The sequence below is a fragment of the Frankia sp. AiPa1 genome (assembly GCF_023243075.1).
GTDB lineage: Bacteria > Actinomycetota > Actinomycetes > Frankiales > Frankiaceae > Frankia.
Genome location: NZ_JALKFZ020000140.1, coordinates 138,259 through 164,089 on the forward strand (window position 1 = coordinate 138,259; position 25,831 = coordinate 164,089).

A 25,831-nucleotide genomic window follows, 5' to 3' on the forward strand; every position below is an offset into this window, starting at 1 on the left:
CTCCTTTGTCGGGCAGGCAAGGGCGTCGCGGGCTCAGGCCGGACCGGCGCCGGCCCCCGCACCCGCCCTGGCCGGTCGTGCTGAGGCTGCGCCAGGTGCGGGGTCTGCGGGGTCTGCGGGGTCTGCGGGGTCTGCGGGGTCTGCGGGGTCTGCGGGGTCTGCGGGGTTCACCGGGGACAGCAGCAGGTCGTCCCGGTGAATCCGCCGCGACCGGGTGCGCAGGTCGCCGTCCGCAGTGACGACGAGAACGTCGTCGACGAGGCAGGTCGGCTGGAGGCTCACCGAGCCGTCCGCGGCGGTCAGGGTCAGCAGCGCGTAATAGGACACGCGCAGCTCATCGTCGGCGGTCGGTTCGATCAGCAGCTTGTCGAACCAGTGGCGGGGGACGACGCCGGTGTGCCGGGCGAAGTTCGCCCGCAGCGTGGCGGCGATCTCGGCCGGTCCTGTCGCGCTCGCGCCGCTGGAGGCGTGCCACATCAGCCCGTCCGCGGTGAAGGTGGAGGCGAAGCCCTCGACGTCGGCGGCGTCGAGTTGGCGGATCTGCCGGGCGTAGAAGTGCTGGACCTCGGCGTAGGCCGCGCCGCGGTCGTGAACGTCGAGCCTGGGCGTCATGAGATACCTCCCGGGACGGTCGAGCGCTGAGCCCAACCCTGGGCGAGGCGACTGGAACCTCGCTGGAGGTTGGCTGCACCTGGTGGCTCGACGGTGTCTCCAGCCCGATTCCACCGGCCGCTGCGAGCCTTCCCTGTGTCTGGTGGTGCGCGGGCGACGAGCGGGAGGCCCAAGTGAACCGGAATGTCATAGTCAGCGGGGAGTCCGGTGGCGCCGAGCGCGGCGACCTGGCTGCCGCAGCGGCTGGTCTGGCTGGTTCCGGGCGGTTGGCCGCACGCCTGGAGCAGGTGGCGGACGGGGTGTACGCCTACGTGCAGCCACCCGGCGGATGGTGCGTCAACAACGCCGGCATCGTGGTGGACGGCGGCCAGTGCGCTGTGGTGGACACTGCGGCGACCAGGGCTCGTGCCGACGGTCTGCGCGCCGCGCTCCGCACCCTCCACCCGGCAGAACCGGCCCTGCTGGTCAACACCCACCACCACAGCGACCACACCTTCGGCAACGTGGTGTTCTCTCCGGAGACGCTCGTCGTCGCGAACGAGCGAACCCGGACCCAGATCATCGAAAACGACCTGCATCTGCAGCAGTTGTGGCCGGACGTGCAGTGGGGCGAGGTCGGGGTGCGTCCTCCGACGCTCACCTTCGACGAGGCGCTGACCGTCCGGGTCGGCGGGCTGCGGCTGGAACTGTTCAGCGTCGGCCCCGCCCACACCGTGGCCGATCTGGTGATCTGGATTCCGGATCGGCGGGTGCTCTTCGCCGGGGATGTGGCGCTCTCCCAGGTGACGCCGTTCACCCTGATGGGCTCGGTCGATGGTTCGCTGGCGGCCCTGGAGCGGCTGCGCCGGCTGGAGCCCGACGTCGTGGTTCCCGGCCATGGTCCGGTGGCAGGGCCCGAGGTCCTCGACGCCAACATCGCGTACTTCCGGTGGGTGGCCGAGCTCGTCCACGCCGGGGAACGCGACCGGCGCAGCGCACTGGACATCGCTCGCCACGCGGAGCCAGGCCCGTTCCGGACCTGGCTGGACGGAGAGCGGCTGGTCGCGAACGTCCGGCGTGGCCTCGCCGAGGCGGCGGGGGCGGCACCCGGCGAGCCGCTCGACATCGGTGCGGCGTTCGCGGAGATCATCGCTTTCAACGGCTCGCTGCCGACCTGCCACGCGTAGCCAGACCGGGCCTTCGTGCCGCCGGTCAATGACGCTGCCAATTCATTGCCAGGAGACGAGCGTAGCCGTCTAGGTGTGTCCGCTCTTTGGCGCCGGGCGGGCACCAAACGCCGAGTGTAGGCCTATGCGGCCTGCGTGGCGGACAATCTGCCCGACTTTGGTTGACATCCCGCTGTACGGAATCTACTGTCGAACGTATGGGCGGCCGCGTACATCCGAAACACGCGCAACCGAAACGCGTGCAACCGAAAATTGTGCGGGCGGAGTGCGTACGGCTGGTTCGTCGAGCATTTATCGATTTCAGTCGGATCTCGAGTGCGCTCTGTAGGCCGGCTGCACTGCTCTGGTAGCGATGAATGTCCGCGAGAGCGGGTGGTCGGGCCTGGCCTGTCGATCGACTTCTTCGTGGAGATGTCAGTCGGGGCGCCGGCATGCGATGAGCGGGCGTTTGGAGCTGTGCGGCGAAGCCCCGCCCACGGTGCGCCATCCCGGGCTCGCCGCGGCCGCCGGAGTATGTCCATCATCGCGCTGAGGTCGCAGCGGAGGTGCAGCGCGACGTGGTCTGGGGGTTAACGATGATTCTTGATAGGCAATTTACGGCAGGCAGTCATTCCTTTCCGAACCACACGTCTGACCGCGTGCATGAAGAGAGGGTTCCTGGTCGATGGTCACCTATGAGGTACTCGGCCCGCTGGGTGTGATGGATGACGGCCGGTCCTTCACACCGAGCGCGCCGAAGCAACGGCAGCTTCTCGCGTTCTTCCTGCTGAACGCGAACACGGTGGTGTCCGCGGACGCATGTATCAGCGAGCTGTGGGAGGACGAGCCGCCCAGCAGCGCCTCGTCCACACTGCAGACGTACATCCTGCAACTGCGGCGCCTGCTGGCATCGTTGCCGTCGATCGGCTCCGTGCCCGATGCAAAGGAGTTGCTCATGACCCGGTCACGGGGGTATCTCCTGCGAGTCTCGCCCGCGCAGTTGGACGTCGACGAGTTCAACCGGGCCTGTGCCAGCGGCCGGGCCGCGCTTGCCCGCCGCGACAACGGCTGTGCCGCGCTGTTCTATCGCCGTGCCCTGGCGGTCTGGCAGGGAGAGCCCTTGGCCGATGTCCAGGCCGGGCCCCGGCTGCGAGCCTGGATCGCCGGCCTGCAGGAGCGTCACCTCAGCGCGCTCGAGCAGCGCATCGAGGCTGAGCTGCGGCTGGGAATGCATCATGAGCTCATCGCCGAGCTCACCGCGCTCGTCGCCGCACATCCCACCCACGAGAACCTGCACGCCCAGGTGATGGTCGCGCTGTATCGCTGCGGCCGGCAGGCGCACGCGCTGCAGGTGGTAGCCCGACTGCGCGAGGTACTCACGACGGAGCTGGGGATCGAGCCATCCGCACGGATGCGGCGACTTCACCAGGCGCTGCTGGCCTGTGACCCCCGCCTCGACGCGCCGGTGGAGGTCCCCGAGGCGGTGCTGTCGCTCGATCTGCTCAGCGAGCGGCGTGGGGGGTTCGCCTCCGCCCTTCCCGGCTACGCGAAGTGCCTGGAAGGCTCGACGATCTGACGTCGTCCAGGCGTCGCGGCATGGCACGGGTCCGGATCGCCAGGCCGCGACGCGTGGGTCAGGACGCGTCGCGTACCCGGACACATCTCAGGAAGCGTCAGGTCGTGGGCGGCCCGGCGCGAAAATGGCGGGAATCACGGCAACGGCCGGTATGGCCGCGGCGATGGCGAGCGCCAGTGCGTAACCGGATGCCTGAGCGTGGGCGGGCGAACCAGCGGTGTGGGTGATCCGGGTGGTGGCGAGGCTCGCCAGCACGGCGAGACCAAGCGCGCCCCCCAACTGCCGGGTGGCGTTGATCAGCCCGGAGGCCAGACCGGCCTGGTTCATCGGCAGTCCCGCGGTGCCCGCCATGGTGGCGGAGGCCATGACCGCACCCTGGCCGATGCCAACCAGGATTGTCGGGCCGAGAATCCCACCGACGAAGGACGAGTGCTCGTCGAGGAACGCCAGCCAGCCCAGGCCGCCCGCGGTGAGCACCAGGCCCGCCCGCAGCAGCGTTCCCGGCCCAAGCCTGGCCAGCAGTCGGGCCGTGCCCCGCGCGGACACCATCAGCGCCGCCGCGAGCGGCAGATACGCCAGGCCCGCCCGGATCGGGCTGTAGCCGAGTACCTGCTGGAGGAACAGGGTCAGGAAATAGAACATGGCGAACAGCGCGGCGCCGCTAGCGAACACGATGAGGTTCGCGGTCACCACCGATCGATGCCGGAAAATTCCCAACGGGAGTAGCGGTTCGGTCGCGAACCGGGCCTGGTCCACGAGAAACAGCCCGAGGATGACCACCCCGACCGCCAGCCCGCCGATGGTCCGCGTGGAGGCCCAGCCGTGCTGCTGCGCCCCGACAATGCCGTAGACCAGGGCCATCACGCCGAGGGTCGCGGACAGCCCGCCCCAAAGATCCAGCGTTCGCTCCCGCCGGAGCCCGGGAAGCTCGGTGATGGCACGCGCCGCGAGCAGCAGCAGCACGACCCCGATCGGCACGTTGATGAACAGAATCCATCGCCAGGACAGCCATTCGGTCAGCACCCCGCCGGCCAGAGCACCGACCGCTCCACCCGCGCCGACGACGGCGCCCCAGATGCCGAACGCCCGAGTTCTGGCCTTCGTGGTGGTGAACGTCGTGGCCAGAACGGTGAGCGTGGCCGGCGCGACCACCGCGGCGCCGAGGCCCTGCACCGCCCGGGCGATCACGAGCATCACCGCTGACGTGGACGATCCACCGAGCAGGCTCGCCGCGGTGAACACGGTGATCCCGATCAGGAACGTGCGGCGCCGGCCGAACAGGTCGGCAAGCCGGCCGCCCGAGAGCAGGAACCCGGCGAACGCGATCGTGTAGGCGTTGATGACCCACTGCAGACTCGAGGCATCGAACCCGAGACTGCTGCGGATCGTCGGCAGCGCCACGTTCACGATCGAGACATCGAGCACGACCATGAACTGGGCGGCGCAGCAGACCGCCAGGATCAGTCCGCCCATCGGCGGGGAACCCGGCGGTTCCTCGGGATTCGGATCAGTGGTCGCGGCGGGCGCCGACCCGGCCGGCCGCTCACCCCCCGCCGGCGGGCCGGCGCCCGCCGCGCCCGATGGCCGACCGGTCTGCCCCGCGGGGGTGTCGACGGCCTGGGAGTCCACGGCCCGCGTGTTGACCGCCTGGGTTCTCGCGGTCTGGCCGGTTCGGGCATCCACGGACCCACCCGGCGGTGCGGGCGGCTGCGTGCGGTCAACCTGTGACGACATGCCTGCTCCTCGCGACTATTGAATCGGATCGGAGCATACCGTTCCGATTGAAAGTTGTCGAACGGACTGCTCCGCTCCCCGTAAACTCCAGGTGTGGCTACCGAGAGGACCAAGACCTCGACGACCAGATCCGACCGCAGCGGTCGCCGGGCGCAGGCCGAGCGCAACGACGTGTCGGTGCTGGCCGCGGCACGCGACGTGTTCATCGAGCTCGGATGGGACGCGCCCGTCTCCGCCGTGGCCGCGCGGGCCGGCGTCGGCATGGGCAGCATCTACCGCCGCTACCCGAGCAAGACCGATCTGCTGCGGGCGATGTGCCTCGGGGCGATGGACCGGGCCGCCGAGGAGGCGCGGGACGCCCTGGCCGGCGAGCCGGACGGATGGCAGGCGCTGCGGCGCTTCATGCGTCGCATGGTCGAGGCCCGTTCGTGCGCCCTGTTCGTCCTGATCGGCAACTCGGCGACGGTCGGCGGTGAGATCGAGGACGGCGCGACCGACCTGCGCGGCGCCATCGACGAGCTGGTCGCCGCCGCCCACGACTGCGGTGCGTTGCGCCCCGAGGTGGTCGCGACGGACATCTACCTGCTGCTGGCGCACCTGCGCTCGACGCCGGACAGCACGCCCGAGCGGGCCGAGCAGTTGCAGCTGCGCTACCTCGACGTGGTCCTGCAGGGCATCGCGGCCCCCGGCACCCAACCGCGGGCCACCCTCGCCGGCCCGCCTCCGTCCTGGGCGGAGGTCGTCTTCGCGGATGCGCCGGACCTGCATCCTGGCGGAGCAGCAGGATCGACACCGGCGTCCGACCCCTCGGGCTCGGCCTCGACGAGAACGCCACGCCGGTCAGGCTGAGCGGCCCTCCACCCCGTCTCAAGCGCACCGCGTGACGCTGGGATGCGACCGGTCCCCGGGATCGACCGGGACCCATATCCACTCGGCCTTCGGGAGGCGCGGATGGCACCCGCAACCACGGCGTCGGCCGGCTCCACGCCGGTGACGGATCGGTCCGGGCCAGCCGCTGGGCCGAACCCGGTCACCCCGCCGCGGGCTTCGACGATCGACGCGGCGGCCGCGCGGACGGTCGCCGCCGCGCACGCCCGGTCCAGTGACGAGCAGGGGTCCGTGCGTGCCGAGGTACTGGCGGCGATCCAGACGGCCGGGTACGTCCGCCATCTGGTGCCCGCGCGCTGGGGCGGGCGGGCAGGCGGGTTCGCCGAGCTGACCCGAGCGGTCGATGAGCTCGGCCAGGCCTGTACCTCGGCGGCGTGGCTTGCGTCCCTGTTCGCCTACTCGGCCCGGCTGGGTGCCTTCCTGCCCGCCGACGGGCAGGCCGAGCTGTGGGCGAACGGGCCGGACACCCTGGTCGCCGCCGCTCTGGTGCCGGGCGGAGCGGCCCGGGCGACTGCGGACGGCTGGCTGGTCAGCGGCTCCTGGCCCTATACGAGCGGCGTCGACCGGGCGGACTGGGCGCTGGTGTGCGTGCGGCCGCCGGACACCGAGGCCGGAGACGGCCCGCTGTTCGTCGCCGTGCCCCGGGGCGCGTTCTCGATCCAGAACACCTGGCGGACCCTGGGGATGCGGGCGACCGCCAGCCAGACGCTGATCCTCGACGAGGCTCCCGTGGCATCGCGTCTGACGTTTCGCGGCGCCGCCGCGGCGGCTGGACGAAGCCCGCTCGATCCGGCCGCGCCGTTCGGTGTGCCGCTGCGTGCCATCAGCGGCCTCACCTTCGCCGCGCCGCTGCTCGGCGCGGCCCGCGGTGCCTTCGCCGACTTCCTTCGCGGTCGGCCCACGGGCGCACCCGCGCCGGTGTCGGTGGCCCGCGCCGCCGGTGAGATCGATGCCGCCGACCTGCTGCTGCGCCGGGTGGCGGACACCGCCGACCACCAGGAGCCGACTGCGGCCCTGATCGCGCGCGGCCTGCGGGACAGCGCCCTGGCCGCCACCTGTCTGGTCGACGCCGTCGATCGGCTGGCCGCCGCCGCCGGTACGGCGGGGCAGGATCCCGACCGTCCGCTGCAGCGGTTCTGGCGCGACATCCACACCGCGTCCACCCACGTGGCGCTGCGTTTCGACCAGGCGGCGGCGAACTACCTCGACCTCCTCGGCCGGACGGCGGGGGCGGGTCTCGACCGGGCGGCCCAGACGACATAAAGGAGCGCGATGAGCACGACAGACACCTTCACCACCGCCCCGGACGGCTCCGCGGCGGTGGCGGTTCTCGGCGCCGGTACGATCGGCCTGGGCTGGGCGGCGCTGCTGCTCGGCGCCGGATACGAGGTCCGCCTGCTCGTCCGGCGGCCCGAATCGGCGCCGGAGATCCGTGCCCACGTCGAACTGCACACCCGCGCGCTGCCGGAGGGCACCGGGCCGGCCCAGGCTCTCCTGACCCGGCTCGTCATCACCGCTGAGCTGGCCACCGCCGTCACCGGCGTCGATGTGGTGATCGAGAGCATCTCCGAACGGCTTGAAGCCAAGCAGGACCTGTTCGCCGCGGTCGCCGACCTTGCCGGCTCGGACACGCTGCTGCTGTCCTCGACCTCAACCCTGCTGCCCGATGCCCTCGCAGCACGTGCCCCGGCAAGCACGTCCGGGCGGATCATCGTCGCGCACCCGTTCAACCCGCCGCACGTCATTCCACTGGTGGAGGTGCTCGGCGCGGAGACGACGCCGGTCGAGCTGATCGAGCGGACCCAGGCGTTTCTGCGCGCGGTGGGCCGCACACCGGTGGTGCTGCGTCGGCCGATCCCGGGCTTCATCGTCAATCGGCTGCAGACCGCGCTACTGCGCGAGGCCGTTCACCTTGTCCAGCAGGGCGTCGCGAACGTCGCCGACATCGACCTCGCGGTCACTCACTCGATCGGGTTGCGCTGGGCGGTGGTCGGTCCTTTTCATGCTCTGCATCTCGCCGGCGGTGCCGGCGGCCTCGCCGCGTGGTTCGAGCACGTCGGCGCCGGGCTCGCCGCCGGATGGTCCCTGCTCGGCACTCCGCAGCTGGATGAGCAGACCAGCGCCGACCTCATCGGTCAGGCCGAACAGGGCTACGGCGCACAGTCCTACGACCGCCAGGTGGCCGACCGGGACGCCCGCCAGACCGCGGTACTCGCCGCCCTCGCCGATGCGGCCGCGAAGTCCGCGCCGGCATCGCCGGCATCGCCGGCGCCGCGGGCCGGCCAGCCAGACGACGCACCCAAGGAGGAGCGGACGGCATGACGACCACGATGACCACAACGATGATCAATCCGATTCGGGTGGTCGGGGATCCGGTGCGGTTCCGGCAGATCATCGATCTGATCTCGGAGTACATGAGCACGCAGCCCGGCTTCGTGCAGCTGCGTTTTTACCAGTCGCACCAGAACACCGATCGCTACTACATGATCGCCGAGTGGGCCGATATGGACGCTCACCATCGGGCCGCCGAGCGGCGCTCGCCGGAAGTCCTCGGCTGGTTTGCGGAGCTCAAGGAACTGACCGAGGTGGCCCCCGACTTCTTCGCCACGCTGGCTCGCCGCGGCGCCCCGCAAGGCGCTCCGGCGCAGGCCGCGGCGGCATCGGCGGCTGTGGCTGTGCCATCGCTGGGTGGTTGAACGACCTGTCGTTCCGGAACGAGCCGGCGCCGGGCCCGCCATCGCTACGACCGAGGGCGGACCCGGCGCGCGCGACGGGCGGAAACCCGGCGCCGCAGAGGGGTTATCCGAGGCGCCGGGCGTTCGCGGTCCGATGTCGTTCGCGGTCCGGTGTCAGCGGGCGGGTTCGACGGACAGCGCGTGGCGGAACCGGTTCTGCGGATCCCAGCGCTTCTTGACCCGCTGAAGTCGCGTGTAGTTTCCCTTGTAGTACAGGCTCGACCACGGCGTCGACGACGTGTTCCAGGCCGGGTCGGCGAGGTCCACGTCGGGATAGTTGATGTACGCGCCGTCGCAGTTCGCGCTCGGCACGGGCGCGCCGCCGGTGTCGGCGAAGATATCCCGGTAGAGGCCACGCACCCAGGAAAGATGAGTATCGTCCTCGGCCGGGTCGGTCCATGAGACGGAATACTGCGCCTTGATGATCGAATCTCGCTGTGGAATCGCCCGGGCATCGGGAGCGACACTGTTGATCTGCCCGCCGTAGCTGGCCAGCAGAATGGTCGCGCTCGTCCCCGTGTAGTCGGCCTGGGTGAGGCGGCGATAGATGGCCGCCAGCTGTGCGGCGGTGTAGCTCTCCCGGAGGTAGGAGGACTTGTCCTTGGTGCGCTGGCCGATGCTCGCGCCGAAATCGGCGAAGCTCGCGTAACGGAACGCGTCCCACCAGGGCAAGGTGCGGTGAGCACCTCCGGCCGGTTGGACGCTGGTGCCCTCCCGGACAGCCGACACGAAGTCGTCCAGCAGGGTAGTGGCGTTGGGGAGCGTTCCGTCGAGCTGCACGATCATCCGCAGGTCGCCGGTGTGGATGCTGTTGAGCCACAGTGTGGCGAACAGCGACGAGGCAGGCGAGCCGGGGGCGCTGTTCTCCGCATGCCAGCGGGTGAAGTTGGCGACGATCCTGGTGTAGCTGGTCTGGTCGAGTTTCGCCCACGGCCAGCTGAGCTGGGTGAGCAGCAACGACCCGGGCGGCCGTGGCAGCAGCTTCGCCGGGTCCGTGCCAGTGGCCCGTGGGTCGCGCAGCCAATACCGGGTGACGACGCCGAAGTTCCCACCGCCACCCCCGGTGTGGGCCCACCACAGGTCACGGTTCGGGTCGGAGGACGCGGAGGTGGCGACCACCGTCCGCGGTTTTCCGGCCGCGTCGACGACGACTACTTCGACCGCGTCCAGATAGTCGACCACCAGGCCATACAGCCGTGACAGAGCCCCGTAGCCGCCGCCACAGATGTGGCCGCCGGCACCGACCTGCGGGCAAACCCCGCCGGGAACGGTCACCCCCCACTGTTTGAACAGCGTCTCGTAGACCTTTCCAAGGCTCGCTCCGGCCTCGACGGCGAAGGCGTGCCGCGTCGCGTCGTAATAGACACCCGACATCTGGGAGACGTCGAGGACCGCTTTGACCTCGGGATCGGTGACGAAGCCCTCCAGACAGTGCCCGCCGCTGCGGACCGCGATCCGCCGGTTTTCCCGCACCGCGTCGGCGACCGCCGCCTGCACCTGGTCGACGCTGGTGACGAGCCGGAGATAGTCCGGGCGGCCGACGAATCGGTAGTTGTTACCCCGGACAAGGTCGTCATAGCGGGCGTCGGCGCGACCGATCGTCGATGCCGTGCCGACCGTCGCCCCGCCAGGCGACGTGGTCGCCGGTGCCGTCGCGCCCACCGGTGCGTCGGCGGCTGCGGCAGGCGAGGCCAGCAGGCCTCCGCCCAGCGCGACCGCCGTGCCACCGACCAGTCCTCGACGGGACAGATTCCTCATCCGAGCTCCCCGCTCTTCGCCGTCGTGGCGGACCTTGCCCAGGTCACGCCGGTCCCTGTGCCACTGCGGTCACTGTCCCGGCCGGGGATTGAGACGGACTGGAGCGCGGATTGACGAAGGCCCTGGGCCGCGTCGACGTAGGGGAATGATCCGATCCGCCGCGTGCCGACGGGCTCACGCGTCGGCTGGTTCCCGGCCGGAGCTCCGCGGCTGAGACTCTCCGCTGGTCGACGGATCGGCCGGTCGGAGGAGCAACAGACCAGGGGTAGGTCGCCGGATAATTGTGACGATTTCCGAGATGCCCCTCCTTTCTTCTCCGGGTCGCCGTGCCGCACGGAACGGGGGAATGCGGTGCTGCATTCATTGACGGGCGGCGCGGCGCGGCCCGATGGAGCTGGCCTGCGACGAGTTCTTGATAGCATCGCAAAGGACGATCATCATCGCGTCCATGATATCTGTGCGCCACGATGTTTGTGGCGGGTTGGACGCTTGGTGGACATCGATGAGATGAAAGAGGTGGCGGAGCGAGAAGATGACGACTTCCACAGTCATTCCCACAGTCATTGTCACCGGCGCGAGCCGGGGAATCGGGGCGGCCATCGCCCCCGAACTCGCCCGTCGTGGCTATCATGTGATCGTGAACTACCGGCGGGACGCCGATGCGGCGGCCGACGTCGTCGCTGGGATCGAGGCGGCCGGGGGTGGTGCGACGGCCCTGGCCGCCGACGTCACGGATCCGGACGCCGTCGGCGCACTGGTCTCGGCGGTGCGGGCCGACCATGGCAGCATCGACGCACTCGTGGTGAACGCCAACACCGCTCCGCCGCCGTTCGCCGCGTTCGCCGATCTGGCCTGGTCGGACTTCGCCGCCAAGGTCACCGGTGAGCTGGCCGGCGCGTTTCACATCACCCAGCGGGTGGTGCAGGTGATGCGGGCGCAGGGTTCGGGCCGTCTGGTGTTCGTCGGCAGCACGGCCGCGGACTATGTGGGCGGCGGCCGGCTGGCCCACGGCACGGCCAAGGCGGCGCTCGCGACCTTCGCTCGGCATGTCGCCGCGGAAACCGCCCGGGATGGCATCAGTGTTCTGACTGTTGCGCCGGGAGCCGTGCGTACAGAGGCTACTGCGGCGATTCTCGATGCGGCTCGGGAGAAGGCGCTGGCCGACAACTCCGTGCTGCACCGGGTGCTCGAACCGGCGGACGTCGCCGCGGCCGTCGGGCTCGCGCTCGATCCTGCCCTGCGCCCGGCGACCGGCAGCGTCCTGCGCGTCGATGCCGGCTGGTCCGTCCTCGTCGGCGGCCCCGCCGCGTAGGTCTCGGCGGGCGGTGCCGAGTGGGCTCTCGGCGGCTGCGCCGCGTAGGGTCGGAGTCTCAATCGTGGAGGAGTTGGACGATGCCGACTGTCTCGCCGGGTTTCCGTGACCTGCTCGAGGAACCGATTCCGGTCACGCTGGCCACGGTCGGCGAGGGAGGGCAACCCCAGGTGACCGCGGTCTGGGCGCTGCTCGAGGACGACGTCGTGCGCCTGTCGCTGACCACCGACCGGCAGAAGTATCGCAACCTGGCGAGGCATCCGCGGGTCACCCTGTTCGTGATCGACCCGGGTAACCCGCAGCGGACCCTGGAGATCCGGGCCACCGCCGAGATCGGCGAGGACCCGGATCTCGCCTTCCTGAAGCGCATTCTCGCCAAGTACGGCACCGACCTCGAGCATTTCCCCGCGCCGACGGAGAACCGCGTCGTCGTCACCTTGAACCCCAACCGCATCGTCGAGCTGGGGTAGCGGCGCTGGGCCGGCATGCGGCCGGTCAGCGGATGATCGGTGGCGCTGCGGTGGCGGCGAGGGACAGCTCCCACAGCCGGGCAGCGGCCAGCGGGTCGAGGGCGTAGTCACGGACTCCGCCGTCGTCGGTCGACCCGCCGGGCACCGCGATCCGGGCGACATCGCAGTCCTCGAGGTAGAGCCCGCCGCGGCCGGCCAGAAGCGGGGAGGTCGCGGCCCAGATTCCGGTCGCGGCGCCCTGGGCGGCGGTGCGGAAGCCGACGCCGACGAATGTGCCCTGCTCGTCCCACCAGCCGCGCGCGACCTGCTCGGCGTGGCTGAGGTCGCGCTGGAGCCCGGTCATGATCTTGCCTGGGTGCAGGGCGTACGCGCGGACACCATCGTCGCGCCCCAGCGTGTCGAGGTGGACGGCGAACAGGATGTTGGCGGTCTTCGACTGGCCATAGGCGGCCCACTTGTCGTAGCCGGTGCGGAAGTGCGGGTCGTGCCAACGGATGTCGGACAGCAGATGCCCGGCCGAGGAGTACACGACGACCCGTGCCCCGCCGGCCGCGGCAAGCAGCGGATACAGCTCGCCGACGAGGGTGAAATGCCCGAGGTGATTGCCGGCGAACTGGCTCTCCCACCCGGGGCCGACTCTGCGCTGCGGGGTGGCCATGACGCCGGCGACGGCCATCAGCAGGTCGATTCTCGACGCGAGCGCGCGGATCTGCGCGGCGGCGGCGCGCAGACTGGCCAGGTCCATCAGGTCCAGGCCGAGCACGTCGCAGTTCTTCAGGTCGCCGAGGGCATCCCGGGCCGCCAGCGGCCGGCGGGCCGGGACGAGAACATGGGCGCCGGCGGCCACCAGGCCACGCGTGGTCTCCAGGCCAAGCCCGGAATAGCCCCCGGTCACCACGGCCGTGGCACCGGACAGGTCCTGGCCGGCCAGGACGTCCTCGACCGTGCTGGCGGCGCCGAAAGGTGACCCGAGCGGCTTCTGGTCAACGACAGACATGCCACGGACGATAGGAGCTCGAGCGCGCTCCAGCTCAACACCGCGGGCTCGCCAGCACGTCAGGCCCGCCGGACCGCGGCCCCTCCGCGGTGCTTTCCGCGACCGCCGACCACGTTGCCCGCGACCGGGGAGCCCTGCGCCGGGGGAAATGCGCGATGATGGGACGGTGATGACAGCAGCGGACAGCTGGGAGCAGGTGCCGACGCTGCGGGGTGAGTTCGTGCTGCTGCGTCCGACCGTCCCCGCGGATGCGCGACCGCTCGCGGCGGCGTACGACGATGAGGGAACCCTGGAGTACTTTCCGTTCGGGGTCGAGTCCGATCCGCCGTCGGCGGCGACGGTGGAGTACGCGCTCGCCTCCGGGCGGCAGGTGCTGACCCAGGTGGACCTGCGCTCGGGCGCGGTGTGTGGGTCGACCTCCCTGCATCAGCACGACCGGCAGCGACGGCAGCTGACCATCGGCCATACCTGGCTGTCCGCGTCCGTGCGGGGCGGGCCCGTCAACGTCGAGGCGAAGCTTCTGCTCATGACGCATGCCTTCGACACGCTGCGGGCCGTGCGGGTGCAATGGAACGTGGACGACCGCAATGCGCGGTCGCGCCGTGCGGTGCTCGGACTCGGGGCGACCGAGGAGGGCGTGCTGCGCCGGCATGCCCGCAGACGTGACGGCACCTGGCGGGACACGGTCGTCTTCTCGGTGCTCGACACCGAATGGCCCGAGGTTCGTGAACGCCTGACGGCGCGGGTACATGCGCGGACCGGCGGGCGTCAGGAGTGGGCGTCGAGATAGCGTTCGCGGAGCTCGTCGCAGGTGCGGTCGGCGTGCATCCGCAGAAGGGCGGCGTTGACCTTCTTGCGCAGGGCGCTGCCGGTGGGGAAGGCGATGCCGTACTCCTCGGATTCGAAGACCGGACCGGCGAGGGTCTCCTCGCGGTCGTGCGTCACGTCGACCCGATGCCGCAGGACGGGTGAGTCGTAGACGATGGCGTCCGAGTCACCCCCCCGGTGACACCCGTCCGGATGGACCGCACGGTGAGCTGGGTCGTGACCGACGCGGTGAACAGCGAGACGAACACGAGGCCGGCGATGCGCCAGGCAAAAATGATGATCTTTCCGACCGGTTTCTGTGGATCGCCCAGATCGCCGGCGAGGCCGACCGCGGCGGCCCGGAACATCCCCTCGCTCCTGCGCCGGTGCCAGCGGTGCTCGTTGCCGGCCCGGGTCACGGCTGAGGTGACGGCGCCGGCGAGGACGAGCATGACCAGAAGTACCGCCAGGTACCGGCCGGTCGCCGGCGAGACGAGATTCCGCAGCTGATGGGAGAGGTCCAGACCGGCCGGGGTGTCGACGGCGAGGATCTGCAGGCCGGCATCGAACATCGGGAAGGAGAAATCGACCTGTGCCTTCCGGTCGGCGGTGATCGAGATTCCGGAGATCGCCACGTCGACGTCGTTGTTCCTCGCCGCGTTGAGCGGTGACTGGATATCCGTGAACCAGACGTATCTCGGCTGCCATCCGTTGCGCCGGGCGATGTCGTTCCACAGGTCGATACTGAAACCCGAGTATGCCCCGGAACTGTCCCGGTCGACGAACGGGTCAAGCGGCTTGACGCCGACCACAAGGATGCTTCCATATGCGCCGGCCGCCATCCTGCGTTTCGCCTCGGGTGCTACTCGAGCGGGTGTTTCGGGCCTCCCGGCAGTCAGGAATGCGGTGAGCAGGAGCAGGCCGAGGATGCTGTGGCGAGTCGTGCGCGACCCGCTGTACACGGTCATCGGATCGCGGGGGAGCGCGCCGGGTTCGGCTCCGCCGACGGCCGGCACCGGCTAGGTTTCGGTGACCGTCGCAGCGATCTTCCACTGCCGTCCCCGGCGCCATGGGCCGGTGCGCTTCAGGCCGATCTCGGCTAGCAGCAGGTCGGCGGCCCGTTCGAGCTCGCCAAGGTCGGCCTCGTGGTCTGGCCGGTCGAGCCGGGCGACGCCGGTGTTGCCGATGCTCTCGCCGTCATCGTGCCGATGCCGGCTGATGCGCACCTCGCCGGTGTCATAGTCGGCCTGGGCGCGCAGGTCCCTGTCCGTCAACGGGTCTCCTTCGGTTGCCGGCGTCGCATTATCCGCGGATTCGGCGGGGCGGGGAGACCCTGGCTGTCCGTCATCGGAACATCAGACCGGTTCGCTTTCGGCGTCGCGGCGGGGGACGGGGGAGTGGGCGGTGGGGCGGGGGCGGCGGCGTTTCCAGGCTCGGGTGTCGCGGGGTTCGGCGTACGGTTCGACGTCGGTGGGCAGTCCGCCGAGCAGGGCGCGTTCGCGGGCGATCTCGGCGTCGAACTCGAGGCCGAGCAGGATCGCGAGGTTCGACAGCCAGAGCCAGACCAGGAAGATGATGACACCGGCCAGGGTGCCGTAGGTCTTGTTGTACGAGCCGAAGTTCGCCACGTACACGGCGAACCCGGCGGAGGCCGCGAGCCAGATCACCACGGCGAGGATGCTGCCCGGGGTCAGCCAGCGAAAGCCCGGTACTCGCACGTTCGGCGTCGACCAGTACAGCAGCGCGATCGTGATCAGCATCAGGGCCGCGAGCACCGGCCACTTCGCGTACGACCAGGCGTGCAGGGAGCCGACGTCGACGTTGAGGATCTTCCCGATCCGCTCGGCGGCGCCACCGGAGAAGACGACGATGGCGACACTGGCGCCGATGAGAAGCAGCAGGGCGATCGTCACCGCGATGCGCAGGGGTACGACCTTCCACATCGGCCGGCCTTCGGGGACGTCGTAGACGACGTTCGCGGCCCGGATGAACGCCGCGATGTAGGTGGACGCCGACCACAGCGAACCGGCGAGGCCGACGATCGCGAGGACACTGCCGGTGCCGCGGCTTGCCCGCAGGTTGGTGATGGCGTCCCGTACGACGTCGCGGGCCGAGCCGGGCGCGAGCTGCTGCACGTTGGTCAGGATGCGGTCGGCCTCGGCGTCCCCGACGAGACCGACCAGGGAGACGAGCACCAGCAGCGCCGGGAAGACGGCCAGCACGCCGTAGTAGGTGAGCGCGGCGGCGCGGTCGGGCAGTTCGTCGTGGCGGAACTCGCGCACGGTCCGCCGCAGCACCGCGAACCACGACCGGAACCGCAGCTCCGACGGCCGTCGCGGCAGCGCGTCCGCCGCGGGCATCTCCTGGCCGGGCGAGGGAGCGGCCTGCTCAGGCGACGCCGGCCCGGCGCCGGACCCGGACACCGCCGTCGAGCCGTTCTCCCGCCGGCGCGGTCGCCAGGTCGCTGCCATGAGACGGTATTTGACCATCACGGCGCGAGTGAAACGTCGCCGGTACCACCGCTGTGGGCACAACGGGCGATGTGTCCGCCTTCGCGGTGCCCGGCGTCATGCGCGGGCGTGGTCTGAGGAGGCGTGATCAGCTGACCTGATGGTCGTCGGGGTCGACCGTCGCGGTCATCGCCCAGTAGTCGACCAGGCGCCACGGGCACAGCACGTAGACGCGCCCGTCGCGCGCCTTGTACCAGGAGTGCTCGATCGAGGGATGGCCCCACATCAGCGTGCTGATCTCCCGCTGTAGCGCCTGCTGGTACCGGTCATGGGCGGCGCGGGTCGGCTCGATCGCCCGGTGACCGCCGGCCAGTAGCGTCCGGATCGCGTCGCCGATGTAGCGCAGCTGGCATTCGGTGGTGAGGATGACGCTGCCAGCGTGCGCGAGCCCGGTACCGGGGCCGCCCAGCATGAAGAAGTTCGGGAAGTCCGGGACGGAGATGCCCCGGTAGGCCGTCGGCCTGCCGTCCCAGGCCTTGGCGAGCGCCGTACCGCCGCGGCCCACGATCTCCATCGGCCAGAGCAGCTCACTGGCCCGGAAACCGGTGGCGAGGACGATGACGTCGACGTCGAAGCGCTGACCGTCGGCGGTCGTCACCGACGACGGGCCGACGCCGGCGATCGGGTCGGTGACGAGCTCGACGTGCGGCCGCTTCAGACACCGCAGCCAGCTGCCGTTGTCCTGGAGCATGCGCTTGGCCATCGGTGGGTAGTCCGGCGTGACCAGGGCCGCGAGCCGTGCGTCGTCCCCGACGTGCCGCATGATCCAGTCGAGGAACACCTCGCGGCGCGCGGCGCTCGCCGCGTTGGCGGTGTGCGGGAAGTCCGGCCACCGCTCGTCGATGCGGACGAGTTCCAGCAGCCTGTCGCTGGACTGCCACATGAGCATGAACCGATACCAGCGGGCGTAGCCCGGCAGGTGCCGTAGCGCCCAGTGCTCGCCGGGTCGCACCCGCTCGTGGTAGCGAGGGTTCGGCGCCATCCACTGCGCCGTGCGCTGGAAGACGACCAGGTGCTCGACGTCGTCGACGATGGCGGGGCCGACCTGGAAGCCGCTGGCGCCCGCCCCGATCAGGGCGACGCGCTTGCCGCGCAGGTCGACCGAGTGGTCCCACTCGGCGGTGTGGAAGACCGGGCCGTCGAAACCGTCCAGACCCGGCAGGTCGGGGATGGACGGCCGGCTGAGCAGGCCGACCGCGGAGATCACCACCCGCGCGGTGCGGGTCTCGCGCAGCCCTTCGGGCCCGCGGATCGTCACCAGCCAGTGCCAGGCGACCTCGTCCCACTCGGCCCGTTCCACCTCGCGGTGCCAGCGGACGTGCTCGGCGATGCCGTGCCGGTCGAAGATCTCGCGGAAGTAGCGGTGGAGTTCGGGCTGGCGGGCGTAGTACTCGCTGAACACGTCGGCCGGCTCGAACGAGTAGGAGTAGTAGTGGCTGGCGACGTCGACCCGGGCGCCCGGGTAGCTGTTGTCCAGCCAGGTCCCGCCGACGTCGCCGTTCCTCTCGATGATCTCGAACGGGATGCCGGCCTCCTTCAGCCGGATGCCGGCGAGCAGTCCGCCCTCGCCGCATCCGATGATCAGGACCGGTAACTCCGCGCGGTCGTGGGCCGGCGTGCCGGCGACCGGAAGAGCCCGCGGGTTGCGGCCCGCGAGGTCCATCTCCTCCTGGTACATCGCCGCGTAGTCGTCCGGGACCGGCTCGCAGGCGATCCAGTCCATGATCTCGCGGATCAGTGGGGGGTCGAGCGGCCGCGTCGGCGGGCAGCCCGCGTCGCGCCAGGCGGCGATCGCCGTGAGCGCCCGTGCCCGTAACGCGGCCTGTTCGTCCTCGGACAGCCGGCCCTGGAACTCGTTCTGCACGAACTCCCGGGGACGGATCGGCCCGCGCACATGCGACATGTCGCCGGTGATCTGCACGACCGCGGCGGTCAACGCCGAGACCGACAGGGACCCCAGGGCCCGGGCGATCGTGGCGTCGTCGTCCCCGATCGGCTCGGTGCGCAGATGCCGGCTCACCCGGTGCCCACTGCCTGGATCGCGTTGGCGACGAGGCCGAGGGCCTCCTCGGCGCGGGGCAGCACCGCCGGGTCCAGGGTGAGGAACCCGTGGATCTGCCCGGCGAAGACGTGCAGGTCGACCGAGACGCCGGCGGTCCACAGACGCTCGGCGTAGGCGAGTCCCTCCGCGACGAGCGGGTCGCATCCGCCGAGCAGGAGCGTCGTCGGCGGAAGGCCCGTGAGCGTCGCCAGCAGCGGCGCGACGTCCGGGTGGGAGCGGGTCGCCTCGTCCGGCACGTACTGGTCGAAGAACCAGTTCCGCTCGGCGTCGGTGAGCGGCCACTGCTGGCCGTAGGGTCCGGCCGAGGGCTCGCGGCCGGCCTGGGTGCCCGGGTAGGCCAGGATCTGGCGGGCCACCAGCGGACTGCCCGCCGCGACCAGCCGGCGTACGGCGACCGTGCCGATGTTCGCCCCGGCGGAGTCACCCAGCACGATCAGCCGGTCGGCGCCGCCGCCCCAGCGTGGCGCGTGGCGTGCCGCCCAGCGGACGGCCTCCTGCGCGTCCTCGACCGCGGCCGGGAACGGGTGCTCGGGCGCGAGACGGTACTCGACGGAGACGACCACGCACCGCGCCGCGTGGGTCAGTCGCCGGCAGAAGGCGTCCGACGCGGCGACGCTGCCGATCACCCAGCCGCCGCCGTGCAGGTACACGACCACGGGCAGGTCCTGTGCCGCGTCCGGCTGGTAGACGCGCACGGCGATCGAGCGCCCCGGGGCGGGTACGGCCTCGTCCCGGGCGCAGGCCACCTCGGGGCCCGGTCCCGCCTGGCGGGCCCGTTCCTCCAGGTAGGCGCGGGCACCCTCGACACCGAGCTCCACGAGCGACGGCTGCCCGAGCGTGAGGATCCTGCTGACCAGTGCCTCGGCATCGGGGTCTCGGACCACCCGGTCGAAGGACAACACCACGCGGGCACCTCCACTTGACTTGACACTGCGGAGTGTCTTTCTGGCGTCAAGCAGTGTCAAGGAGGCCGGTCGGCCAGCTCAGGTCATCGTGTAGCGGATGGGGAGGCGTTTGGGACCGCCGACGAACAGCGTCTCGACGTACTCCGGGGCGCCGGCGAGTTCGATCGAGCGGATCCGCGGCACCAGCTCGGCGTAGAGCGCGCGTGCCTCGAGCCGGGCCAGGTGGGTGCCCAGGCAGAAATGCGCGCCGATGCCGAAGGCCAGATGCTTGTTCGGTGTCCGGCCGACGTCGAAGCGGTGGGGGTCGTCGAAGACGTCCTCGTCGCGGTTGGCCGACGGATAGGACAGCACCACCGAGTCGCCCTTGGGGATCGTGACGCCGCGGACGACCGTGTCCTCGGTGGCGGTGCGCATGAACTGCTTGACCGGCGACACCCAGCGGATCATCTCGTCGACCGCGGTCGGGAGGAGACTGAGATCGTCGGACAGCCGCTTCCACTGGTCGGGGTTGTCCAGCAGGGCATGCAGGCCGCCGGAGATCGCGGAGCTGGTCGTGTCGTGCCCGGCGGTCGCGATGAGCACGTAGTAGCCGACCGCCTCCAGCTCGCCGATCAGCTCACCGTTGATCGTGGCGTTGGCGATCGCCGAGCCCAGGTTTTCGGTCGGGTTCGCCCGGGCGCGGGCGATCGTGCCCTGGAAGTAGAGGAAGAACTCGGTGAGGGCCTGGACCACGTTCTTGTCACCGAGGTCGACGTCGTCGGCGCCGAACAGCTCCTGCGTGAGCTTCAGCATCCGGGGGAAGTCGCTCTCCGGCAGGCCGAGCAGCGAGAGGATGACGTAGAGCGGGAAGTGGGAGGCCACATCCGTGAAGAAGTCGCACTCACCACCGAGGTCGGCCATGTGGTCGACGTAGCGTTTCGCCAGCTCCTCGATCCGGCCGGTGAGCGTGCGCACGCCGGAGGGCTTGAACCAGTCCGCGCTCAGATGCCGATAGACGCCATGGTCGGGCGCGTCCATCTGGACGAGGGTGCGCACCTGCAACGACTCCCGAGGGGTGATCGGGCCGCGGGCGAGGGCAGTGCGGGGTTCGTTGATCCAGATGTTGGCGGCGCGCGAGATGGTTGAGACGTCCTCGTGCCTGGTGATGGCCCAGAACGGGACGAAGTCGTCCACCTCGACCCGGTGCACCGGCGACTCGCGGCGCAGCAGCGCGGTCGCGGAGTGGAACCACTGCTCATCCGCGTAGGCGCGGGGAATCGTGAAGACGCGGCCGGCCTCTTCGACGTCCATGGCTGGTCTCCCTCGGGTCGGCGCGCGGTCTGGCCTCAGGCGTGCCCGAAATCAGACGGACACGAAATCAGACATACACGAAAACTACAGATGTATGATTGTCTGTCCGAAAGCTTTCATGGCCGGCGTCAACGTGTCAAGAGCCACAGGGGTGGCCGGCGCCGGTCATCGCGGTGCGCGCGGCCGGTCATCGCGGTGCGCGCGGCCGGTCATCGCGGTGCGCGCGGCGTGGTGCCGTCGGGACCCCACTCCAACGTCCAGCCGTAGCGTGCGGCGGCATCGGCCTGCGTGCCGGTGAGAAAGTCGTTCTCCCGGCGGATGACCAGGTCGTCCTCGACCACGTGGAAGGATGCGACGACGCAGAGCCGGGCATCGCCCGGGGCCTCGCCGAGCCGGATCGTCAGGTGCTCGCCGGTACCCGCCGCCACGGCGAGCTCCACCCGCAGCGCCGCCCAGTCCGGTGCCGCACGCAGGCCGTAGGCGAACACGAAGAACCGCCGGAACGTGGGCAGCGACGCGAGATCCACGAAGATCGTCTGCCCGTCGCGTTCCTCGCGCCGGCCGAGCCGCAGCACCTGGCGGCGCGCGCCGTGCCCCGGGGCACTGACCAGCCCGTCCAGGTCCTGCAGGACACCGGCCGACCCTGTGTCGGCCTGCCAGAGACAGCCGAGGTGGATGTTACTGGGCCGCGGCAGACCGGTGCGTGTGGTCAGCGCTGACCAGCGCAGCGTGACGGTCATCGCCCCGGACCCGCGCTCGTCCGGGGTCCAGATCGTAGCCGGATGATCGTCATCGAGCGTGTCGATCCGCTCGGTCCGCTGCCGATGCCGGGACGACCGCACCCCGATGCTCACCGCGGGCGACGGCCCTCGCCCCGCGCTGCCCACCCGCGGTTCCGATCCGAACTCGGCTCCAGGTTCGGGCCTACCGCCAGGAGCTTCCCCCAGATCCAGCGCGGAGGATCGTCTGGCGGCCGGCTTCGGGCGGACGGGCTCTGGGTGAACCGGCACCGGGCGAACGGGCTCTGGGCGAACCGGGACTGGGCGAACGGGCTCCGGGTGAACCGGGACTGGGCGCACCGGGACCGGGTCGCCCGCGGCGGGATGCGCCGCGGGCCCGGCCCGGGAAGGTGAGGGTGCGGGCACCGCCTGCGGCTGCGGCTGCGGGTGTAGGTGCGCGGTGAGGGTGCGATGGCTGCGGGCGGGGGAGGACCTGGCCAGGAAACCCGCGACGTCGACGGGGTGGGCGGCGTCGCCGGCGGCGGCCAGGGTGGTCAGGCCGTCGGTGTAGCCCTGCGCGACGCAGCGGATCTTCCAGCCGCGGGGGTGCCGGTAGAGCTCGCCGAAGACCATCGCGGTCTCCCGCCCGGTCTCCGCGTCCACACAGCAGCGGACCAGTTCGGTGCCGTCCGCCCCGAGCAGCCGAAGATAGGCGCCGTGCACCGAGCGGAACGTCCGATGCCGCCCGACGGCGTCGTACACCGCGACGCCGAACTGGATTCGCTCGACGTCGGACGGGATGGCACCGAGCGTCACCACGAGCCGTTCCGCATCGCCGACGAGCGGCCGTGGCGGCGGGGTCGCCGTGGGCCGCTCCTCGGGATTGGGTACCTGCTGGGCCAGCAGCAACGCGGTCCCGCCGGGGCTGGCAGGGCCGGCGGGACCAGCACCCTCGGGCCTGGTGACGGCGATGACGGCGTCGAGCTCCAGATCGGCGAGCTCCGGCCGGTCGTCCCAGCCCAGCGCCACGCTCAGCGGTGCGCTCTGGTCGGCGACGCCGAGGTCGGCCAGCGCGATGTTCCCGCCCTTGGGCAGCACGCGGGGCGCCATCAGTCGAGGTCGGAGCGCCGGAACTTGGCGTCCAGGAAACGGGCCTGGATCGCCAGCTGCGCGGCGTCGCCGGTGTAGACGAGATCCTGCAGGTCGCCCGCGCCCTCGTCGAGCAGCTGCAACTGGCGGACGAGGTCCTCGGCCGCGGTGGTGCCGGTGACGCCGGGGCGGTCGGCGTACTGCGGTGGCAGTGCGGTGAAGTCGTCCAGAGCCTGCGGCAGGTACTCGTGGATGATCGCGGTCAGGCCGCGCATCTCCTCGTCGCTGGCCGACTGGCGCTCGACGTGGAGCAGCAGTGGGCGCAGGATGTCGTCGATGTCGCGCACGGTGGGCACCACGCCGGGTGGCAGCCGTCCGCCGTCGGCGTTGACCCGGGTGACGAGCGCGGCCAGTTCCTCGCGCAGTTGCCGGACCCGCGCGGGTACGTCGCCGCCGCCGGCCCCGCCGCCTCGTGGATCGCCGCCGGGGCCGGCCTGACGCGTGTCACCCTCGGCGGCGCCGGAACGCCGACGGAAGATCACCCTGCCTCCTCCCGCATGCCGATCACGCGCGTCGCACCCAGGTCGATCCCTGCCTGCCCGCGGGCCGTGCTTCCCGCGGGCAGTGCCTCCCGCCGGAGCACTGCGCTGCGCAGGGCCGCGGAGCGAGCCGCTCAGCGCTCGTCCGCGCGGGCCCGTTCCAGGTAGGCGCGGGATCGACCGACCTGGGTCTCGAGCGCGGCGACCGTCGTTGCCATGCTCTCCACCGCCCTGGCCTTGTACCCGTCGATCGCGTCCATCGTCGCGAAGATGTTGTCGAACGCCGTCTGTAGTGCCTCGACGCCGACGCCGCTCCCGGCCGCCTGCTCGTGCAGCTGGCCGGTCTGCTGGCGCAGCATCTCGCTGGTGGAGGCGATCATGCTGCTGGTGGTGGCGTTCAGCGCGTTGATCTGGTCGAGTACGAGCTTCTGGTTCGCCAGCGCCTGCGCGACGATGACGGCGGTGCGCAGCGCGGCGACCGTCGTCGACTGCGCCCGGTCAACACCCTTGATGAGTTCGAGGTTGTTCTTGCGGACCAGATCGAGCGCGAGATAGCCCTGCACACTCACCGCAAGCTGGGTGAGCAGGTCCTGCTGGCGCTGGCGGATGGGGAACAGCGCGTCGGAGGTGAGGGCGTCGGCGGCGACCGGGTTGGCCGGGCGCAGCTGCTCGATCTTGCCGGCGACCGCGCCGTCGAGTGCCTTGGCCAGCGTGGCGTACTCGGTGAGCTTGCCCATGGCCGCCCACAGGTTCGCCTTCTCCTGCTCGATGGCGGCGTTGTCCTTGCGCAGCTCGTCCTGGCCGGAGTCCAGCGCCCGGATGATGCCGTCGAGCTGCTTCTGGGCCGACTGGTAGCGCTGGAAGTAGGCGGAGATCCTGTTGCCGAACGGCACGACGCCGAGCAGTTTGCGGGTGCCCTTGAGGTCTGCCTTGCCCGGGTCGAGATCGGTCACCGTCTCGCGTAGCTCGACGAGCGTCCTCGCGACCCGGCCCTGCGCGTCACCGCTCCCTTTCCCACGGGTGGAGGCGAGGGCCGCGGCGGGCCGTTCGAGCATCCGGTTCGACACCCGGGCGCTGGCGACGATCTCCCGCTGACCCATCGACGCGATGTCGTTGATCTTTTCCTGGAACGCGGGGCTGCGCGGGTCCTGGGTGGCGAGCTCCTGGGCGAACCCGGCCGCCCGGGTGCGCAGCGCCGCCCGGGTCGCCTCGTCGATCGGGACCATGCTGTCGACCTGGTCGTCCGGGATCACCGGCACCGGCTGGGGGGGAGCGAGCTGGAGCGCCCCGCCGCCCGGACCGGGTGACGCCGCCGCGACCGTCGGCGGCGTCAGTGACTTTCCCAGGTCCAGCTCCGACATCGCCGTTCCTCCCCACCTCGCCGACCGCCACCTCGCCGAGTGCCGCCGGACACCCGTGCCGCCGGACACCGTGCCGACGGGGACACCGTGCCGACAGGACACCGTGCCGCGCGCCGCCCGCGCCTGACGCCCGGCGCGGGCGCGCGACCGGCGGCGTACAGCCCAATGTCACCCTATGCGAGATGCCCACCGGATCACCGGGCCAACCGGGACACCGGCAGTCGCCCTTCTGACCGGCCCAACGAAGCAGGAGCGCGCGGGCCACGTGCCGGTCCACGACCGCGACGGGGACGGCTCCGGCCCTTGCCTCGCGGCCGGTCAGCGCGGGCGCCGCCGCGTGGTCAGAGCGGGAAGGAGACCGAGGTGAGTTCCTCGGAGAGCTGCCAGAGCCGGCCGGCGGTCTGCTCGTCGCGCGAGCGGGCGTTGGACTTCACGGCGACGGGCGGGCCGGTCATCGTGAACAGCCCGCGTGGACCGTAGTACTCGCCACCCTTTGCCTGCGGGTCGACCGCGGCCCGCAGCAGCGGCAGCGAGCCCATGTGCGCCGAGTGGACGATCGGGTTGGGAATGCGGTCCACGAGCCTCTTGATCCGCGCGCGGCGCTTGCCGTCGGCACCGCCGGCGAAGCCGCCGGCATCGGTGTTCGCGCCGCCCGGGTGCGCGGCGAGGGAGATCGCCGCCGCGTCCGCCGCGGCCAGCCGCCGCTGCAGCTCGTAGGCGAACAGAAGGTTGGCCAGCTTGGAACGGCCGTAGCCGCGCAGCGGCTTGTAGCCCTGGGTGAAGGCGAGGTCCTCGAAGTCGATCCGGCCGACGCGGTGGCCGTTGCTGCCGACCGTCACGACGCGCCCGGCGCCAGCGGCGAGCACGGCGGGCAGTACCAGCCCGGTGAACGCGAAGTGGGCCAGGTGATTCACGCCGAAATGCTGCTCGAAGCCGTCCTCGGTGAGGCTGTGGGGCAGCAGGATCACCCCGGCGTTGTTGACGAGGACGTCGATGACGGGTCGTTCGGCGAGCAGGGCGTCGGCGGCCTTGCGGACGCTCGCGAGCGAGCTCAGGTCCAGTTCCAGCAGCGAGATGTCGGCAGCGGGCGTCTCGGCGAGCACGAGGTCCCGGGCGGCCTGCGCCTTCGCCGGGTTGCGGCACGCCATGACGACGGTGGCACCGCGCGCGGCGAGCACCTTGGTCGCCTCGAAGCCGATCCCGGTGTTCGCCCCGGTGATGACGGCCGTCCTACCCCGCTGGTCGGGAACATCGGCCGCCGTCCAGCGCCGTCGTCCGGGCACACCCGCCATGTGGACCTCCACACTCACCACGGGGCGAGG

General features: G+C 71.0%; 25 protein-coding genes. 9 read left to right on the forward strand and 16 right to left on the reverse strand.

Annotated elements, in window-relative coordinates; genetic code table 11:
- Positions 1 to 33 precede the first annotated feature (33 nt).
- Complete coding sequence (locus MXD95_RS14995) at positions 34 to 612, reverse strand: nuclear transport factor 2 family protein (RefSeq protein ID WP_250641237.1); 579 nt, start codon at positions 610 to 612, stop codon at positions 34 to 36.
- Between the two features lie 173 nt (positions 613 to 785).
- Between MXD95_RS14995 and MXD95_RS15000 the strand changes: the two genes are divergently transcribed.
- Both MXD95_RS15000 and MXD95_RS15005 read left to right on the forward strand, forming a co-directional pair.
- Positions 786 to 1,778, forward strand: coding sequence for an MBL fold metallo-hydrolase (locus MXD95_RS15000; RefSeq protein ID WP_250641238.1), 993 nt, complete (start codon positions 786 to 788; stop codon positions 1,776 to 1,778).
- 664 nt (positions 1,779 to 2,442) lie between these two features.
- On the forward strand, positions 2,443 to 3,333 hold the full coding sequence (locus tag MXD95_RS15005; protein ID WP_250641239.1) for an AfsR/SARP family transcriptional regulator: 891 nt from the start codon (positions 2,443 to 2,445) through the stop codon (positions 3,331 to 3,333).
- A gap of 87 nt (positions 3,334 to 3,420) precedes the next feature.
- Here MXD95_RS15005 and MXD95_RS15010 read toward each other — a convergent pair whose 3' ends face one another.
- Entirely contained in the window at positions 3,421 to 5,067 is a 1,647-nt protein-coding gene (locus MXD95_RS15010) for an MFS transporter (RefSeq protein WP_250641240.1), read from the reverse strand.
- A 93-nt stretch (positions 5,068 to 5,160) separates the two neighbouring features.
- Here MXD95_RS15010 and MXD95_RS15015 point away from each other — a divergent pair, with 93 nt between their 5' ends.
- From MXD95_RS15015 to MXD95_RS15030, 4 genes are all read left to right on the forward strand, one after another.
- A complete protein-coding gene (locus MXD95_RS15015) occupies positions 5,161 to 5,916 on the forward strand; it encodes a TetR/AcrR family transcriptional regulator (RefSeq protein ID WP_250641241.1) in 756 nt (251 codons plus the stop codon).
- 102 nt (positions 5,917 to 6,018) lie between these two features.
- Positions 6,019 to 7,218, forward strand: a complete 1,200-nt coding sequence (locus MXD95_RS15020; RefSeq protein WP_250641242.1) for an acyl-CoA dehydrogenase family protein — start codon at positions 6,019 to 6,021, stop codon at positions 7,216 to 7,218.
- Between the two features lie 9 nt (positions 7,219 to 7,227).
- Positions 7,228 to 8,277, forward strand: coding sequence for a 3-hydroxyacyl-CoA dehydrogenase family protein (locus tag MXD95_RS15025; protein WP_250641243.1), 1,050 nt, complete (start codon positions 7,228 to 7,230; stop codon positions 8,275 to 8,277).
- The gene (locus MXD95_RS15030) at positions 8,274 to 8,651 is read left to right on the forward strand and encodes an antibiotic biosynthesis monooxygenase family protein (RefSeq protein WP_250641244.1); all 378 of its coding nucleotides are present in this window, start codon (positions 8,274 to 8,276) and stop codon (positions 8,649 to 8,651) included. The genes MXD95_RS15025 and MXD95_RS15030 overlap by 4 nt, the downstream gene beginning before the upstream one ends.
- A 153-nt stretch (positions 8,652 to 8,804) precedes the next feature.
- On the opposite strand, the gene MXD95_RS15035 is transcribed toward MXD95_RS15030, so the two are convergent.
- Positions 8,805 to 10,448: an FAD-binding oxidoreductase gene (locus MXD95_RS15035; RefSeq protein WP_250641245.1), complete on the reverse strand. Its 1,644-nt coding sequence runs from the start codon at positions 10,446 to 10,448 to the stop codon at positions 8,805 to 8,807.
- A 360-nt stretch (positions 10,449 to 10,808) separates the two neighbouring features.
- Entirely contained in the window at positions 10,809 to 10,994 is a 186-nt protein-coding gene (locus MXD95_RS15040; protein ID WP_250641246.1) for a hypothetical protein, read from the reverse strand.
- Between MXD95_RS15040 and MXD95_RS15045 the strand changes: the two genes are divergently transcribed.
- Together MXD95_RS15045 and MXD95_RS15050 are read left to right on the forward strand one after the other, a co-directional pair.
- Positions 10,981 to 11,760: an SDR family oxidoreductase gene (locus tag MXD95_RS15045; RefSeq protein WP_250641247.1), complete on the forward strand. Its 780-nt coding sequence runs from the start codon at positions 10,981 to 10,983 to the stop codon at positions 11,758 to 11,760. The genes MXD95_RS15040 and MXD95_RS15045 overlap by 14 nt on opposite strands.
- A gap of 80 nt (positions 11,761 to 11,840) precedes the next feature.
- Positions 11,841 to 12,230, forward strand: a complete 390-nt coding sequence (locus MXD95_RS15050) for a PPOX class F420-dependent oxidoreductase (protein ID WP_250641248.1) — start codon at positions 11,841 to 11,843, stop codon at positions 12,228 to 12,230.
- A 25-nt stretch (positions 12,231 to 12,255) separates the two neighbouring features.
- Here MXD95_RS15050 and MXD95_RS15055 read toward each other — a convergent pair whose 3' ends face one another.
- Entirely contained in the window at positions 12,256 to 13,227 is a 972-nt protein-coding gene (locus MXD95_RS15055) for an oxidoreductase (protein ID WP_250641249.1), read from the reverse strand.
- A 169-nt stretch (positions 13,228 to 13,396) separates the two neighbouring features.
- On the opposite strand from MXD95_RS15055, the gene MXD95_RS15060 reads away from it, so the two are divergent.
- Positions 13,397 to 14,017, forward strand: coding sequence for a GNAT family N-acetyltransferase (locus MXD95_RS15060; protein ID WP_250641250.1), 621 nt, complete (start codon positions 13,397 to 13,399; stop codon positions 14,015 to 14,017).
- Here MXD95_RS15060 and MXD95_RS15065 read toward each other — a convergent pair.
- From MXD95_RS15065 to MXD95_RS15115, 11 genes are all read right to left on the reverse strand, one after another.
- Entirely contained in the window at positions 13,996 to 14,172 is a 177-nt protein-coding gene (locus MXD95_RS15065) for a type 2 periplasmic-binding domain-containing protein (protein ID WP_250641251.1), read from the reverse strand. The two genes, MXD95_RS15060 and MXD95_RS15065, sit on opposite strands and share 22 nt — an antisense overlap.
- Positions 14,169 to 14,876 carry a transporter substrate-binding domain-containing protein gene (locus MXD95_RS15070; protein ID WP_250641252.1) on the reverse strand — a complete coding sequence of 236 codons (708 nt, stop codon included), beginning with the start codon at positions 14,874 to 14,876 and terminating at the stop codon, positions 14,169 to 14,171. The genes MXD95_RS15065 and MXD95_RS15070 overlap by 4 nt, the downstream gene beginning before the upstream one ends.
- A 177-nt stretch (positions 14,877 to 15,053) precedes the next feature.
- Positions 15,054 to 15,308, reverse strand: coding sequence for a hypothetical protein (locus tag MXD95_RS15075; RefSeq protein WP_250641253.1), 255 nt, complete (start codon positions 15,306 to 15,308; stop codon positions 15,054 to 15,056).
- An 81-nt stretch (positions 15,309 to 15,389) separates the two neighbouring features.
- Positions 15,390 to 16,505, reverse strand: a complete 1,116-nt coding sequence (locus tag MXD95_RS15080) for a YihY/virulence factor BrkB family protein (RefSeq protein WP_250641254.1) — start codon at positions 16,503 to 16,505, stop codon at positions 15,390 to 15,392.
- 127 nt (positions 16,506 to 16,632) lie between these two features.
- Positions 16,633 to 18,564 (reverse strand): flavin-containing monooxygenase, encoded by a 1,932-nt coding sequence (locus MXD95_RS15085; RefSeq protein WP_250641255.1) that lies wholly within the window; start codon positions 18,562 to 18,564, stop codon positions 16,633 to 16,635.
- Positions 18,561 to 19,511 (reverse strand): alpha/beta hydrolase, encoded by a 951-nt coding sequence (locus MXD95_RS15090; protein WP_250641256.1) that lies wholly within the window; start codon positions 19,509 to 19,511, stop codon positions 18,561 to 18,563. Before MXD95_RS15090 ends, MXD95_RS15085 begins: the two co-directional genes overlap by 4 nt.
- A gap of 78 nt (positions 19,512 to 19,589) precedes the next feature.
- Complete coding sequence (locus MXD95_RS15095) at positions 19,590 to 20,801, reverse strand: cytochrome P450 (protein ID WP_250641257.1); 1,212 nt, start codon at positions 20,799 to 20,801, stop codon at positions 19,590 to 19,592.
- 209 nt (positions 20,802 to 21,010) lie between these two features.
- A complete protein-coding gene (locus MXD95_RS28545; protein WP_285223642.1) occupies positions 21,011 to 22,630 on the reverse strand; it encodes a TerD family protein in 1,620 nt (539 codons plus the stop codon).
- On the reverse strand, positions 22,630 to 23,151 hold the full coding sequence (locus tag MXD95_RS15105) for a hypothetical protein (RefSeq protein WP_250641258.1): 522 nt from the start codon (positions 23,149 to 23,151) through the stop codon (positions 22,630 to 22,632). Before MXD95_RS15105 ends, MXD95_RS28545 begins: the two co-directional genes overlap by 1 nt.
- 131 nt (positions 23,152 to 23,282) lie before the next feature.
- Positions 23,283 to 24,509: a toxic anion resistance protein gene (locus MXD95_RS15110; RefSeq protein ID WP_250641259.1), complete on the reverse strand. Its 1,227-nt coding sequence runs from the start codon at positions 24,507 to 24,509 to the stop codon at positions 23,283 to 23,285.
- A 341-nt stretch (positions 24,510 to 24,850) separates the two neighbouring features.
- Positions 24,851 to 25,801, reverse strand: coding sequence for an oxidoreductase (locus tag MXD95_RS15115; protein WP_250641260.1), 951 nt, complete (start codon positions 25,799 to 25,801; stop codon positions 24,851 to 24,853).
- Positions 25,802 to 25,831: the final 30 nt, after the last annotated feature.